Origin of the sequence: Kitasatospora sp. NPDC086791 (assembly GCF_040685975.1) — a bacterium.
Lineage (GTDB): Bacteria > Actinomycetota > Actinomycetes > Streptomycetales > Streptomycetaceae > Kitasatospora.
This window is the reverse complement of the sequence record NZ_JBFBOC010000001.1, coordinates 811891-825590: the sequence shown is the minus strand read 5'-3', so window position 1 is coordinate 825590 and position 13700 is coordinate 811891. Positions and strand designations below refer to the sequence as shown.

Genomic DNA, 13700 nt, shown 5'->3' with positions numbered 1-13700 from the left:
CACTCCCGCCGGTGGTCACACTCCGGTCGTTCGGAGGCTCAGCGGTCGCCCGCGCCCCAGCCGTCGTCGGGCCGGGTGCGGTCCGGCTCGGGGCAGTCGACGTGCTCAAAGCCCCACAGCATCGCCTTGTACAGCACGAACTCCGCCGACGGCGGCTCGTCGTGGACCTCCCGATTGGTCAGAACCAGCTCCACCCGGACCTCCTCGGCCGGGGAGAAGACCAGGTTCTTCTGGTCCGGGAGGTTCTCGTACGTCACCGTCTGCCAGGTGTGGCCGGAGGCGGTCAACGCGGCCATCAGGTCGGTCTCGGTGACGCGGGTGTCGAGCGTCACCGACTCGCCTCCCGGCTGCGGGAGTTCGAGCTCGCCGTGCCAGACCGGCAAGGACAGCGAATGGAGCTGACGGCAGCGGCAGAACACCGTCAGCACGTCGCCCCAGCCGAAGCCGTGCGGCCAGCGGTCGTCGCGGTGGATCCGCCCGCAGTCCGACGGATCGCCGTAGTGGGCGGCGAGTTCGGGCAGCGAGGCGCCGTAACGCAGTTCACCGAGGCGGCCGGTGGTGGCCAGGCCGGTGAGGAGCGCGAGGAAGTCCGTCACCCCAGGCACCCGCGCACCGCGTCGATCAGCCGGTTCGCCCGGGCGTCGCCGTGGCCGATCATCCGGTTGGCGACGTAGCCGAACCCGATGCCGAACTCGTCGTCACCGAAGGCGAACTGGCCGCCCGCGCCGTCGTTGCCGAAGCTCCGCCCGCCGAGCAGCCGACGGAAGTCGGGGGAGTCGACCAGTACGCCGGAGCCCCAGCGGGCGCCCAGGTCGAAGCCCAGGAAGCCCGTGCCGGACGAGACTTCGCGCACCGCCCCGGTGACCGTCTCGGCGGAGAGCAGCCGCTCCCCGCCGTCCAAGCCGGTGACCGCCGCCGCGTACAGGCCGGCCAGCCCGGTGGCGGAGGCGACGGCGCCCGCGCCGGGCAGCTCGATCGCGTGCAGGGCCGGGTCGTTCCAGCCGTGCGGCGCGTCCAGGCCGGGGAAGACCAGCGCGCCGTTCATCGTCACGATCCGGCTGAGCAGGTGCTCCGGGCCGGGCATCGGGCGGCGGCCCTCCGCCTCCACCAGTCGTGCCAGGAGCGGGAGTTCGCTCTCCGGCAGGCCGATCCAGACCGGCAGGCCGAGCGGCTCGGCGAGCTCCTTGCGCAGGAACGCGCCCGGGGTCAGACCGGTGATCCGGCGGATCACCTCGCCGACCGCGAAGCCGAACACATGGCCGTGGTACTCGTGGGTCGTGCCCGGCTCCCAGAGCGGCGCCTGCGCCTCGATCGCCCGGATCACCGGCTCCCAGGCGGCGATCTCCTCGAACGGGAGCACCGCGTCCAGGGCCGGGAGGCCGGCGCGGTGGCCGAGGATCATCCGGGTGGTGATCTCCTGCTTGCCGTGCCGCGCGAACTCGGGCCAGTAGCGGGCGATCGGGGCGTCCAGGTCGAGCCGGCCCTGCTGGGCGAGCAGGTGCGCGGAGATGCTCACCGGGCCCTTGGCGCAGGAGAACACCGGCACCACCGTGTCCTGCGTCCAGGCCCGGCCGGTGCACTCGTCCGCCGTGCCGCCCCACAGCTCGACCACCTTGCGGCCGCCGGAGAACACCGTGACGGCGGCGCCCAGTTCGGGGAACTCGGCGAAGTTGCGCGCGAAGGCGTCCGCGACGGCGCCGAAGCGTTCGTCGGCCCAGCCCTGGTACTGCTGCATGGTGTGGAGTCCCGTTCTGCCCTCAAGATCAACGACCGGACCACGCTACGGGAGCCCGGCGGCCGAGACGAGCGGATTCCGCCAGGCCGGGGCTGGTGGGGCGGGTGTGACAGACTCGGCGGCGATCGGGCGATCGGGCGATCGGGCGATCGGGCTGCGCTCCGGGCGATTTGGGCGATCCGGATGGCCCGGATGATCGAATGCCCCAGACGACCGGATGAAGGAGCCCAGCATGACCGCAGTCCACGAATCCGTCCTCGACGCGATCGGTGGGACGCCGCTGTTCCGTCTCGCCCGGATCGGCGCGGGCGTCGGCGCGCCGATCTACGCCAAGGCCGAGTTCCTCAGCATCGGCGGCAGCGTCAAGGACCGCGCCGCGCTGTCGATGGTCCTGGCCGCCGAGCGGGACGGTCTGCTGAAGCCGGGCGGGACGATCATCGAGGCGACCTCCGGCAACACCGGCATCGGCCTGGCCATCGTCGGGCGGCAGCGCGGGTACCGGGTGATCGCCGGGGTGTCGGACCGGTCGGCGCCCGAGAAGTCGGACATCCTGCGGGCCTACGGCGCGGAGGTGGTGCTCGCCACGACCGCCGTGGCGCAGGAGGATCCGCGGCACCTGTTCAACGTGGTCCGGCGGCTCACCGCGGAGATCCCCGGGGCCTGGCTCGCCAACCAGTACGACAACCTGGCCAATCCGGACGCCCATGTCCGGACCACCGGTCCGGAGATCTGGGAGCAGACCGGCGGCCGGGTGACCCACTTCGTCGCGGGCGTCGGCACCGGCGGGACCGTCACCGGCACCGGCGGGTACCTGAAGCAGGTGTCCGGTGGCGCGGTCACCGTGATCGGCGCGGACCCGGAGTCCTCCTCGTACGGGGGCGGGGACGGCAGCCCGTGGTTCGTCGAGAGCATCGGGCACTTCCTCCACCCCGAGACGGTCGAGGACCGCTGGCCGCAGGCCTACCGCTCGGAGGTGGTCGACTCCTTCGAGCGGATCCCGGACCGCGAGTCGCTGCTGACGGCACGCCGGCTCGCGCGGGAGGAGGGCATCCTGGCCGGCCCGTCCTCGGGCACGGCGGTGGCGGCGGCGCTGCGGGTGGCGCGGCGGCTGGGCCCGGAGGATCGGGTGGTCGTGCTGCTGCCGGACTCGGGGCGCTCGTACCTGTCCAAGGTGCACAGCGACGCCTGGATGCGGGAGTGGGGCTTCCTGGAGGAGCCGGGGGAGACGGCGGTCCGGGCCGCGCTGGAGGCCGCGGGCCCATTGGTGGCGGTTCCCGCCGACGCGACCCTCGGTGCGGCGGTGGAGGTGCTGCGGGCCGCGCCGGGCGGCGTGGCCCCGGTGGCGCTGGCGCGGGCGGCGCGCCCGTTCGGGGTGAGCGCGACGGAGGTGGTCGGCTCGGTGTCGCTGGCGGTGCTGGCGGCGGCGCTCGCGGACGGCAGCGCCAAGCCGGGCGATCCGCTGGGCGCGCTGGTCGGTCCGGCGCTGCCGGCGGTGGGCGTCGGGCAGTCGGCGGCCGAGGTGCGGGCGGTGCTCGCGGGGCAGGCGGCGCGGGCCGCGGCGGGTGCGGAGGCGGCGTCGACGGGCGGGGGCAACCCCCCGGCCGTCCTGGTGCTGGTGGACGGACGGGTGGCCGGGGTGCTGCCGCAGGAGACCTTCGAAAGCTGACGTCAAGTCAGTCGGCCTCCGTAGGGGCCAGGATGGCGGAGACCACCCGGTCCAGGCCGCGGTCGAAGACCTGGTCCGGGTCGGCGGGCGGCCCGGCGGTGGCGAACGCACGCTCAACTACCGCCACTCGCCTGGCCTGTTGGCCGCCTCTCTGGGTGTCCCGGTGGTCATGGTGGTGGTCTTCGGCTACGTCTTCGGCAGCGCTGTGCAGGTGCCGGGCGGGGGCGACTGCCGGGAGTTCCTGATGCCCGGGCTGTTCGCCATGGTCGCCACGAACGGCATCATGCCCACCATGGTCGGCGCCGCCCGCGACGTCGGGCGCGGGGTGACCGACCGGCTGCGCTCCATGCCGGTCTCCCGCACCGGACTGCTGCTCGGGCAGACCCTCGCCGACCTGCTGGTCAGCGTGGTCGTCCTGGCGCTGCTGGCCCTGGTCGGGCTCGCCGCCGGATGGCGCGCCCGGCACGGACTCGCCGAGGCGGCCGGGGCGTTCGCCTTGCTGCTGCTCTTCCGGTTCGTGGTGACCTGGGTCGGCACGCTGCTCGGCCTGGCCGTCGGCAAGGAGGAGGCGGCCGGTCAACTCTCCGTCGTGGTCTTCCCGGTGGCGATGGTGACCAACGCCTACGTGCCGACCCTCGGCATGCCCGGCTGGCTGCGCTTCGTCGCCGACTGGAACCCGATCAGTGCCGTCGTCCAGGCCTGCCGAGAGCTCTTCGGCAACCCCTCGGCACCCGGATCCGCCTGGCCGATGCAACACGCCACGCTCGTCGCGCCGCTCTGGAGTGCCGGGCTGTTGGCGCTCTGCATGCCGCTCGCCGTAAGGAAGTTCGCCACGCACGGACGCTGGCCAGGGGGCTCCGCCACGCCCGCCGAATGTGCTGGACAGCAGGGCCGGTGTGGTCTTGGGTGGGGCGCCATGGAGTACACCCACCTCGGCCGCACCGGCCTGACCGTCTCCCGCCTCTGCCTCGGCACCATGAACTTCGGCCCGCACACCGAAGAGGCCGAGGCCCACCGCCTCATGGACACCGCCCACGAACGCGGCATCAACTTCTTCGACACCGCCAACTCCTACGGCCGCGACAGCGAGGGCAACCTCAAGGGCCGCACCGAGGAGATCATCGGCCGCTGGTTCGCCCAGGGCGGCGGCCGCCGCGAGCGCACCGTGCTCGCCACCAAGGCCTACGCCGACATGAGCGACTGGCCCAACGACGGCAAGCTCTCCGCGCTCGCCATCCGCAGGGCGGTCGAGGCCAGCCTGCGCCGACTGCGGACCGACCACATCGACCTCTACCAGATGCACCACATCGACCGGGCCACGCCCTGGGAGGAGATCTGGCAGGCGATGGAGGTCCTGGTCGCCCAGGGCAAGATCGTCTACGTGGGCTCCAGCAACTTCGCCGGCTGGCACATCGCCCAGGCCCAGGAGGCCGCCCGCTCCCGCCACTTCCTCGGCCTGGTCAGCGAGCAGTCCCTCTACAACCTGCTCGACCGCGCGATCGAACTGGAGGTCGTCCCCGCCCTCCAGCACTACGGCCTCGGGCTCCTCCCGTGGTCCCCGCTGCGCAGCGGCCTGCTCGGCGGCGTCCTGCGCAAGGAGCGCGAGGGCACCCGCGGCCGCAGCGCCCTGGGCTACGCGAGCGAACTCCTCGACAAGCACCGCGACCGCATCCAGGCCTACGAGGACTTCGCCGACGAACTCGGCACCGATCCCGCGGACCTCGCCCTCGCCTGGCTGCTCTCCCGCCCCGCCGTCACCGCCCCGATCATCGGCCCCCGCACCCCGGCCCACCTCGACGCCGCCCTCGCCGCCCTCGACCTCCGGCTCGACCAGAAGACCCTCGACCGCCTCGACGAACTCTTCCCGGGCCACCAGCCCGCCCCGGAGGACTACGCCTGGTAGCCCGCCCGGCCCCCGTCGTCCGGCATCGGCCATCGGCGTCGGTGCCGGACGACGGGGGAGGGTGCCGGCCGGCTGTGGTAGCAAGGCAGGCATGAGGGAGACGAGGGGTCGGGAGGCGTACCACCACGGGGCGTTGCCGGAGGCGTTGGTGGCGGCGGCGTTCGAGGTGTTGGACGAGCAGGGGCAGGAGAAGGTGAGTGTCCGGGAGGTGGCGCGGCGGGCGGGGGTGTCGGCGGGCGCGCCGTTCCGGCACTTCGCCGATCGGCAGGCGCTGTTGACCGCGTTGGCGGACCGGGTGCTGGCGGACTTCGTGCGGTGGCAGGAGGCGCAGGTCGCGGCCGCCGGGCCGGATGCCGGACCGGACGGTGGGTCGGTGATGCGGGCGATCGGCCTGGGGTTCGTCCGGTACGCGGTGCGTCATCCGCGGCGGTTCGAGCTGGTGCGCTCGCGGGTGTTCGCGGCCTCGCGGGAGCCCGAGCTGCGGGACCGACTGGACGGGATCGACCGGGCGTTCACGGATCTGATCGTCGCGGACCAGGAGGCGGGCCGGCTGCGCCCCGGGGATCCGGCGCTGGTCGGGTTGGCCGGGCAGGCGTTGGTGTACGGGCTGGCGCAGATGATCGTGGACGGGTACCTGCCGGCCGAGAAGGCGGAGCAGGTGGCCGCACAGGTGCTCGACACCTTCGGTCAGGGGATCGCCAACCAGCCTGTGCGGTAGTCGAATTGTGGTTGTGACGAGCCTTGACCGGGTCATCGCGCGCTGATGTAATCACCGCTTACATGGGAGGCGGGTGCCGGTGCGGTGGTACCCGCGGTCAGGCGCGGGGAGGCCACGATGACGACGGGTTCCACGGGTTCCACGGGTTCCACCGGTGCGACGGGAAGCACGTTCGTCCGCTCGATGTTCGCCAAGCCGCTGCCGGGCTACACCACCGCCGCCGCCAGCGGCGACACCGTGGTCCTGCTCATCGGCATGCGGATCAACCGGTTCTGGGCCGTGCACCACTGGGGCCCGGTGATGTTCGCGATGTTCCGGATGCTGTACGAGCTGCGCCGCGGTTCCGGACGTGGTCCCGGACGCGGCTCCGAAGGCGGTTCCGGGCGTGGCCTGCTCGGGCGGATCCTGCTCACCGCCTCGCCGCGCACCTACTACGTCGTCCAGTACTGGGAGTCGAAGGAGAAGCTGTACGGCTACGCGAGCGCGCCGGACGGCTTCCACCACACCGTGTGGGGCATCGCCAACCGCAAGCTGCGGGAAGGCAAGGCCCGCGGGCACGTCGGGCTCTGGCACGAGACGTACATCGTGCCGGAGGGTGGCTACGAGTCGATCTACTTCGACATGCCGCCGTTCGGCCTGGCCGGTGCCACCGGTGTGCTCCCGGTAGAGGAGCGCGGACGCCACGCGGCGCAGCGGCTGGCCCACCGGTCGAGCGGGACCGGCGGGGCGGGGGACTCCAGCGGCGCCGGGAAGCGGGTCGGGGACGCTGCCGTCAGGGACGGTGCGGTCAGGGACGGTGCGGCCGGCGCGTAGCCGACGGTGGGGGAGGCCTCCGGAGGTGGGGCGGGTCCCGTCGGCCGGGCCGTCGGCCGGATCACGCTACGGAAAGCCGCAGGTGGGCCGCCTGAGTGCGGGTACTCAGGGAGTGTCGTGAGTGGGCCGGCCGCCCGGCGTGAGAGCGTCGGGGGATGGTGGATCAGGGCAGCGCCGCGCGGCCGGCGCGGGTGGTGCACGAGGTGCCGTACCGGGCGCAGTGGGAGTCCCCGGAGCTGGTGCGGGAGATCGTCGACGGGCGGTTGGGCGCGGACGCCGACCCGCGCTGGGGGCAGTCCGGGGCGGCAGGGCCGGAGGAGTACGCGTGGTGGTCGTGGCGGCTCTGCGGGGTGGCCTGCCTGCGGATGGCGCTGGAGCACTGGTGGGGCGTGACGCCGACGGCGATGGCGCTCGCGGGCGAGTGCGTGGCGGCCGGTGCGTACGTGCGGGACGGTGAGAGCCTGCGCGGGCTGATCCACGCGCCGTTCGCCGAGTACGTCCGGCGGCGGTGGGGACTGGCGGCGCAGGCAAGGGAGTTGACGCCCGAGGAAGTGTCGGCGGAGGTCGTCGGCGGGCGGCTGGTGATGGTGTCGGTGCACCCGTCGATCCGGGAGCCGGGCGGGCCGGAGCCGGTGCGGCGCGGCGGTCACCTGGTGCTGGCGGTGGGCGCCACGGACACGGCGCTGCTGATCCACAACCCGTCCGGTTTCCCGGGGGAGTCGCAGGCCTTCGCGCGCGTGCCGTGGCGGTCGTTCGGGGCGTTCTACGCGGGGCGGGGCGTGGTGCTCGGTCCGCCCGAGCGCCGCAGGCCGTAGCGCGCGTGGCGCGTGGCGCAGAGTACCGCGAGCCGCGGTGCCGCTGCTACCGATGGTCCGGCAGCCCCACCGGGTTGATCGGCAGCTCGCTGCGACACAGCGCCGAGATCGGCTTCAACGCCGCTGCCAGCCGGTCGAGTTCGGCCCGCGGATAGTCCTCCCACACCCGGGTGGCGGCCAGGTCCGTGGCGGCCTCCAGAGCCTGGTGGCGGATCCGGCCGAGCTCGGTGATCGCGCCCCCGGTGGTCAGCCAGCCGCGCTCGACCAGGCGCTCCGCGGCCGCCTCCCACTCGGCGTCCGTCCACCCGCGCAGCGGCTGCAGCGCCTCGCGCCGCATGTCCATCGCGCAGCGGACCACCAGCGCCTCGCAGCCGTCCAGCCCGGCCGCCACCAGCGCGGCCACGTGGCCGTCCCCGCGGTGCTCACGCATCACGGTGGCGGCCTGCCAGAGCCGCTCGTACACACCGCTCGGCCGGGGCAGCCCGGCGTTCGCGGCGGCCAGCACCCGGCCCGCGCAGTCCAGCCGGGACGCGGCCTGCTCCAGGGTCTCAGCGACCAGCTCGACCTGCGCCCGGTCCACGTGCTCCAGCAGCCGGGCCAGCGTCGCCGCCGAGCCCTTCAGCCGGGCGGCCAGCGCCTCCTCCGGGCTCGCGTGCGACCACACCTCGGGCAGCGCGCGCTCGACCATCGCCGGGGAGAAGCTGAAGAACGCGGCGACCACCGGCGCCGCGTCCACCGCGCCGAGCGGGGCCGAGCGGTTCGCGAAGTAGCCGTGCAGCCGGCCGTGCAGCCCGGCCTCCTCGAAGGCGGCGCGGCCCTCGGGCAGGAAGTAGGTGACGGCGTGCACCGGCTCGAAGAGCCACCACAGCGCACGGGCGGGGTGGACGAGATCGGCCATCGGGAGACCTTCCTCGGACGGAACTCCCGGTGGGAGCGGGAGCTCGGGCGGTCGGGACGGCCCGGCGGGCGCCGTGGCGACCCGTGGCTGGGACCGCTCCGGCGGGTGCGTGGACCGCTTCGAGAGCTGATGACCACGGCGACGGCCCCGGTAACCCCGGACGGGGTGTGATGACGGTCACGCGGGCGTCTCGGGTTCGGTCGGCGGTCGCACGGCACGAGATGATGGGCGCGGCGCCCGTTCCCGGGGTGCCGCCCAGCCCTCATGCGAAGGTAGTCGTTCATGGCTCAGATCAACCCCAGCATCCTGTCCGCGGACTTCGCCCGGCTCGCCGACGAGGCCGAGGCCGTCCGGGGTTCCGACTGGCTGCACGTGGACGTCATGGACAACCACTTCGTGCCCAACCTGACCCTGGGCGTCCCGGTGGTCGAGTCGCTCGCCCGTGCCACCGACATCCCGCTCGACCTCCACCTGATGATCGAGGACCCGGACCGCTGGGCCCCCCAGTACGTCGAGGCCGGCGCGGGCTCCGTCACCTTCCACGTCGAGGCCGCCGCCGCGCCCGTCCGGCTCGCCCGCGAGATCCGCGCCAAGGGCGCCCGGGCGTCGATGGCGCTCAAGCCGGGCACGCCGATCGAGCCGTACGAGGACCTGCTGCCCGAGCTCGACATGGTGCTCATCATGACCGTCGAGCCCGGCTTCGGCGGCCAGGCGTTCCTGGACATCATGCTGCCGAAGATCCGCCGCACCCGGGAGCTGATCGCCAAGCACGACCTGGAGCTGTGGCTGCAGGTGGACGGCGGCGTCGCCGCGAGCACCATCGAGCGCTGCGCCGAGGCGGGCGCGGACGTGTTCGTGGCCGGCTCCGCGGTGTACGGGGCGGAGGATCCGGCGGAGGCGGTGCGCAACCTGCGGGACCTCGCCGACCGGACCTCGGCGGACGCCTGGTGGTCCTGCCGGCACTGAGGCCGGGCGGCGGTGGCCGTGGCAGCCGCTGACCACTGATCGCCGACTCCGCCGACCGCTCACGGCCGGACGCCGGATGGCCGGGCGCGGGTGGAGGAACGTCGGACCGTGATGAATGATCGGTGACGACGGACCCCTCTCCGCCCGGCCCTCCTCGTACGGTGGTGCAACCGCGATGAGCAACCTCGACCTCAAGCCCGCCCCGACCGCCTGCGGCCGCGAGGCCAGCTCCGGACCGGTCAAGGATCTGCTGACGCCACGTCAAGTTCCCCTCGGTGGAAGCACGGTGGTCCGCCGCCTGCTCCCCAACCTCGGCCGCCGGATGGTCGGTGCGTGGTGCTTCGTCGACCACTACGGCCCCGACGACATCGCCGACGAGCCCGGCATGCAGGTCCCGCCGCACCCGCACATGGGCCTGCAGACGGTCAGCTGGCTCCACCAGGGCGAGGTGCTGCACCGCGACAGCCTCGGCAGCCTGCAGACCGTCCGGCCGTACGAACTGGGCCTGATGACCTCCGGCCGGGCGATCTCCCACTCCGAGGAGTCCCCGCGCCCGCACGCCCGCTACCTGCACGGAGCCCAGCTCTGGGTCGCCCTCCCGGACGCCCACCGGAACGCCGCGCCCACCTTCGAACACCACCCCGACCTGCCCGTCGTCACCGCCCCCGGCCTGCGCGGCACCGTCATCCTCGGCACCCTCGACACCGCCACCTCACCCGGCACCACCCACACCCCCCTCGTCGGCGCCGACCTCGCCCTCACCGAGGGCGCGGACCTCCGGCTCCCCCTCCTCCCCGACTTCGAGTACGCCGTCCTCGCCATGTCCGGCCGCGTCGACGTCGACGGCGTCCCCGTCGAACCGGGCTCCATGCTCTACCTCGGCTGCGGCCGCCCGCACCTCCCCCTCCACGCCCGCACCGACGCCGCCGTCCTCCTCCTCGGCGGCGAACCCTTCGACGAGGAGATCGTCATGTGGTGGAACTTCATCGGCCGCTCCACCGAGGACATCGCCCGGGCCCGCACCGACTGGATGACCGGCGACCGCTTCGGCGAGGTCCACGGCTACGCCGGCGACCGCCTGCCGGCCCCGGAGCTCCCCGCCGTCCCGCTGAAAGCCCGGGGGCGGGAGCGCTGAGGGGGTCGGGTGGTGCGGGGCTCGCGGCTGGGGGCCTGTTGTCGCAGAGCTGTGACAGGCGGGGGCCGGATCCCTCAGGCGATCCTCATGACGTGCACGTATGGTCCGGCGCATGGCAGAGCAGGCGTCGGGGGCGGGTATGCGGAAGTTCGGGCACGGGGTGCGGTTGATCGGGATCAGTGTGGTCGCCGGTGCCGTGGCGGCGGGGATCGCGCTGCCGGCGGTGGCGGCGGTCGGGTTGGGGGCCCGGTCGGCGGCGGACGACTTCCAGAACCTGCCGGACGACTTCAAGACGCCGGCGCTGTCGCAGGCCTCGACGATCCTCGACGCGCAGGGCGGCACGATCGCCACCGTGTACGACCGCGACCGCACCGTGGTGCCGGGGGACCAGATATCCCCGCTGGTGAAGACCGCGTTGGTGGACGTGGAGGACAACCGCTTCTACGAGCACGGCGCGATCGACCTCAAGGGGGTGCTGCGCGCCGTCGACAAGAACGCGTCCTCGGGCACCACCGCGCAGGGCGCGTCCACGCTGACCCAGCAGTACGTGAAGAACGTCTTCGTCGACGAGGCGGGCGACGACCCGCAGAAGGTCGCGGAGGCGCAGCGGCAGACGATCGGCCGCAAGATCCAGGAGCTGAAGTACGCGATCAAGGTCGAGGAGACCCTGGGCAAGGACCAGATCCTCACCAACTACCTGAACATCACCTTCTTCGGGGAGAAGGCCTACGGCATCGAGGCGGCCGCGCACCGCTACTTCGGTGTGCACGCCAAGGACCTCACCCTGCCGCAGGCCGCGATGCTGGCCGGTCTGGTGCAGTCGCCGAGCGGCTACGACCCGACGGTCAACCCGACCGCGGCCAAGGAGCGGCGGGACACCGTGCTGCGCAAGATGGCCGAGTACGGGCACATCACCAAGGAGCAGGCCCAGCAGGCGATCGCGACCCCACTGGGGCTCGACGTCCAGGCGCCGCAGCAGGGTTGCATCCTGGCCAAGCAGGGTGAGGGCTTCTTCTGCGACTACGTGCGCCAAGTGGTGCTCACCGACCCGGCCTTCGGGAAGACGGCGGCCGAGCGGCAGGCGGTGTGGAAGCGCGGCGGGCTGCAGATCCGCACCACGCTCGACCCCAAGGCGCAGGCGGCGCTCTACTCCTCGGTGACCGACCACGTGAACGCCGGCGATCAGGCGGCGACCGCGATGAGCATCGTCGAGCCGGGCACCGGCAAGATCCTCGCGATGGGCCAGAGCCGTCCGTACGGGGTCGACTCCAAGCAGCACCAGACGCAGATCGACTACAACGTCCCCAAGGCCATGGGCGGCGGCCTGGGCTTCCCGACCGGCTCGACGTTCAAGCCGATCGTCGCGGCGGCGGCCCTGGAGAGCGGGCTCACGCCGAGCCAGAGCTACACCACCGACTACAGCATCCCGTGGCCGGCGATGAAGGACTGCGCGGGCGGGAAGTTCCCGTCGGCCGGGCAGGTGCACAACGACAGCACGACGCTGACCGGCCAGTTCGACATGAAGACGGCGATGGCGCAGTCGGTCAACACCTACTTCGCGAAGCTGGAGGCCGACACCGGGCTCTGCAACGTCGCCCAGATGACCAACAAGCTCGGCATCACGCAGCAGGCGGGCGGCGAGAAGCTCCAGGTGGTGCCGTCGATGACGCTCGGCAGCAACGACCTGACCCCGCTGACGATGGCGGGCGTCTACGCGGCCTTCGCGGCCCACGGCACCTACTGCGCGCCGACCGCCATCACCTCGGTGACCGGCCCGGACGGCAAGCAGGTGGCGGTGCCGCAGGCGAACTGCTCCGCCGTGATGTCCACGGACACGGCGGACACCGTCACCGCGATGCTCAAGGGCGTGGTGGACGACGGCACCGGCAAGATGGCCGGCCTCACCGGCCGGGACAGCGCGGGCAAGACCGGCACCACCAACGAGAGCCGGCAGGTCTGGTTCGTCGGCTACACCCCCGAGATGGCCGGCGCCACGGTCGTCAGCGACACCGACAACCCGAAGCCGCTGGACGGCCAGCGGATCGGCGGCAAGGTGATCGACCAGGCTTTCGGCGGCACCCTGGCCGGCCCGATCTGGCGCGACGCCATGGACGGCGCCCTCGACGGCACCCCGGCGGGCACCTTCCCCTCGGTCCAGCTGCCGTAGCGGGCACACGTCCCGCACGGGCGCCCCCGGGGGCGCCCCGTTGTCGGCGGCTGCTGCGAGGCTGGCGGCCTGGAGCGGGGCGTTCTGCCGGCGGTCCGGTGGTCCGGTGGTCCGGTGGTCCGGTGGTCTGGTGGTCCGGTGGGGAATGGCGCCCCGGTGGAGAGGGGGAGACGCGGATGCAGTTCGTCGAGGCCTTGTTCGATCACCTGGCGGGTGAGCACCTGACGGGTGAGCGGCCGTCGGGTGAGCGACGGGATCCCTGGAGGATTCACCACCTGGGTCGGCTGGCGGTGCCCTCGGGCGTCGCGAGCGTCTGCGATCCCACCTCGGGTGAGGCGGACTGCCTGGAGGTGCCTCCGGGTGGGCACCGCGTGTGCGCGGTGATGGACGCGGTTCCGGACACGGCGCCGATGGCGCTCGGGCCGTTGCTGTGGTTCGGCGAAGCACCGCCGGTGGCGCTCGGCGAGTACTCGGGCGTCGGTGTGCTGACGCACTGTGGCGTGGTCTGCCCGAGCGGTTCGCAGGACGGTGACGATGCCCTGGTGGGCGGGCTGATGCGGCTGGCCGGGCGGGAGATCCGGCGTCGTGCGGCGCTCGGCCGGGACCGCGGTCTCCTGCCGGTCTTCGAGACGCCTGCGGACGGTACCGGCCCGACGCCCTGCGGCCGGCCGAGGAGTCCGACCCCGGCGCGTTCGGGGCCGGATGGCACGTCCTGGCGGACGAAGGGACCGGCGCGACCGTCATCGCGCTGCTGGACAACGGTGAGGGTGGCGGCATCCACCCCTGCCTGGACGCGCAGGGGCGCGAGGTCGCCCACCTCGTGCGGTTCGAGACGGAGTGACGGCGCGCCGGCGGGGTCCGCGGCGGCGGCCCGGTGTCCGGTG

11 protein-coding genes and 1 pseudogene are annotated in these 13700 nt (G+C 73.2%); 9 read left to right on the top strand and 3 right to left on the bottom strand.

The window, feature by feature from the left end; translation table 11 throughout:
- Window positions 1–38: 38 nt before the first annotated feature.
- Window positions 39–596 (bottom strand): hypothetical protein, encoded by a 558-nt coding sequence (locus AB0Q99_RS03710; RefSeq protein ID WP_363568054.1) that lies wholly within the window; start codon window positions 594–596, stop codon window positions 39–41.
- Complete coding sequence (locus AB0Q99_RS03705; RefSeq protein WP_363568052.1) at window positions 593–1735, bottom strand: serine hydrolase domain-containing protein; 1143 nt, start codon at window positions 1733–1735, stop codon at window positions 593–595. The genes AB0Q99_RS03710 and AB0Q99_RS03705 overlap by 4 nt, the downstream gene beginning before the upstream one ends.
- A 232-nt stretch (window positions 1736–1967) precedes the next feature.
- Between AB0Q99_RS03705 and AB0Q99_RS03700 the strand changes: the two genes are divergently transcribed.
- From AB0Q99_RS03700 to AB0Q99_RS03675, 6 genes and pseudogenes are all read left to right on the top strand, one after another.
- A complete protein-coding gene (locus AB0Q99_RS03700) occupies window positions 1968–3401 on the top strand; it encodes a pyridoxal-phosphate dependent enzyme (protein WP_363568051.1) in 1434 nt (477 codons plus the stop codon).
- A 169-nt stretch (window positions 3402–3570) separates the two neighbouring features.
- Window positions 3571–4119, top strand: a pseudogene (locus AB0Q99_RS03695) (ABC transporter permease); the annotation flags it as partial.
- A 198-nt stretch (window positions 4120–4317) separates the two neighbouring features.
- Complete coding sequence (locus AB0Q99_RS03690; protein ID WP_363568225.1) at window positions 4318–5304, top strand: aldo/keto reductase; 987 nt, start codon at window positions 4318–4320, stop codon at window positions 5302–5304.
- Window positions 5305–5395: 91 nt separating this feature from the next.
- Window positions 5396–6022 carry a TetR/AcrR family transcriptional regulator gene (locus tag AB0Q99_RS03685; protein ID WP_363568050.1) on the top strand — a complete coding sequence of 209 codons (627 nt, stop codon included), beginning with the start codon at window positions 5396–5398 and terminating at the stop codon, window positions 6020–6022.
- 183 nt (window positions 6023–6205) lie between these two features.
- Entirely contained in the window at window positions 6206–6835 is a 630-nt protein-coding gene (locus AB0Q99_RS03680) for a DUF4188 domain-containing protein (RefSeq protein WP_363568223.1), read from the top strand.
- A 155-nt stretch (window positions 6836–6990) separates the two neighbouring features.
- Window positions 6991–7650, top strand: a complete 660-nt coding sequence (locus tag AB0Q99_RS03675) for a C39 family peptidase (protein WP_363568048.1) — start codon at window positions 6991–6993, stop codon at window positions 7648–7650.
- A gap of 46 nt (window positions 7651–7696) precedes the next feature.
- Here the strand turns inward: AB0Q99_RS03675 and AB0Q99_RS03670 are convergent, their stop codons facing one another.
- Window positions 7697–8548: a hypothetical protein gene (locus AB0Q99_RS03670; RefSeq protein WP_363568046.1), complete on the bottom strand. Its 852-nt coding sequence runs from the start codon at window positions 8546–8548 to the stop codon at window positions 7697–7699.
- A 282-nt stretch (window positions 8549–8830) separates the two neighbouring features.
- On the opposite strand from AB0Q99_RS03670, the gene rpe reads away from it, so the two are divergent.
- The 3 genes from rpe to AB0Q99_RS03655 all read left to right on the top strand — a co-directional run bounded on the left by rpe (window position 8831) and on the right by AB0Q99_RS03655 (window position 12816).
- Entirely contained in the window at window positions 8831–9514 is a 684-nt protein-coding gene (gene rpe / locus AB0Q99_RS03665) for a ribulose-phosphate 3-epimerase (protein WP_363568045.1), read from the top strand.
- Window positions 9515–9689: 175 nt separating this feature from the next.
- A complete protein-coding gene (locus tag AB0Q99_RS03660; RefSeq protein ID WP_363568043.1) occupies window positions 9690–10649 on the top strand; it encodes a pirin family protein in 960 nt (319 codons plus the stop codon).
- 112 nt (window positions 10650–10761) lie between these two features.
- Window positions 10762–12816, top strand: coding sequence for a transglycosylase domain-containing protein (locus AB0Q99_RS03655; RefSeq protein WP_363568041.1), 2055 nt, complete (start codon window positions 10762–10764; stop codon window positions 12814–12816).
- Window positions 12817–13700: the final 884 nt, after the last annotated feature.

What these genes read in the sequence shown, in the direction of transcription:
- AB0Q99_RS03685 (WP_363568050.1), top strand. Translation starts at nt 5,396, where the DNA reads ATGAGGGAGACGAGGGGTCGGGAGGCGTACCACCACGGGGCGTTGCCG.
- AB0Q99_RS03680 (WP_363568223.1), top strand. Translation starts at nt 6,206, where the DNA reads ATGTTCGCCAAGCCGCTGCCGGGCTACACCACCGCCGCCGCCAGCGGC.
- AB0Q99_RS03670 (WP_363568046.1), bottom strand. Translation starts at nt 8,548, where the DNA reads ATGGCCGATCTCGTCCACCCCGCCCGTGCGCTGTGGTGGCTCTTCGAG.
- AB0Q99_RS03700 (WP_363568051.1), top strand. Translation starts at nt 1,968, where the DNA reads ATGACCGCAGTCCACGAATCCGTCCTCGACGCGATCGGTGGGACGCCG.
- AB0Q99_RS03655 (WP_363568041.1), top strand. Translation starts at nt 10,762, where the DNA reads ATGGCAGAGCAGGCGTCGGGGGCGGGTATGCGGAAGTTCGGGCACGGG.
- AB0Q99_RS03705 (WP_363568052.1), bottom strand. Translation starts at nt 1,735, where the DNA reads ATGCAGCAGTACCAGGGCTGGGCCGACGAACGCTTCGGCGCCGTCGCG.
- AB0Q99_RS03660 (WP_363568043.1), top strand. Translation starts at nt 9,690, where the DNA reads ATGAGCAACCTCGACCTCAAGCCCGCCCCGACCGCCTGCGGCCGCGAG.
- AB0Q99_RS03675 (WP_363568048.1), top strand. Translation starts at nt 6,991, where the DNA reads ATGGTGGATCAGGGCAGCGCCGCGCGGCCGGCGCGGGTGGTGCACGAG.
- AB0Q99_RS03690 (WP_363568225.1), top strand. Translation starts at nt 4,318, where the DNA reads ATGGAGTACACCCACCTCGGCCGCACCGGCCTGACCGTCTCCCGCCTC.
- rpe (WP_363568045.1), top strand. Translation starts at nt 8,831, where the DNA reads ATGGCTCAGATCAACCCCAGCATCCTGTCCGCGGACTTCGCCCGGCTC.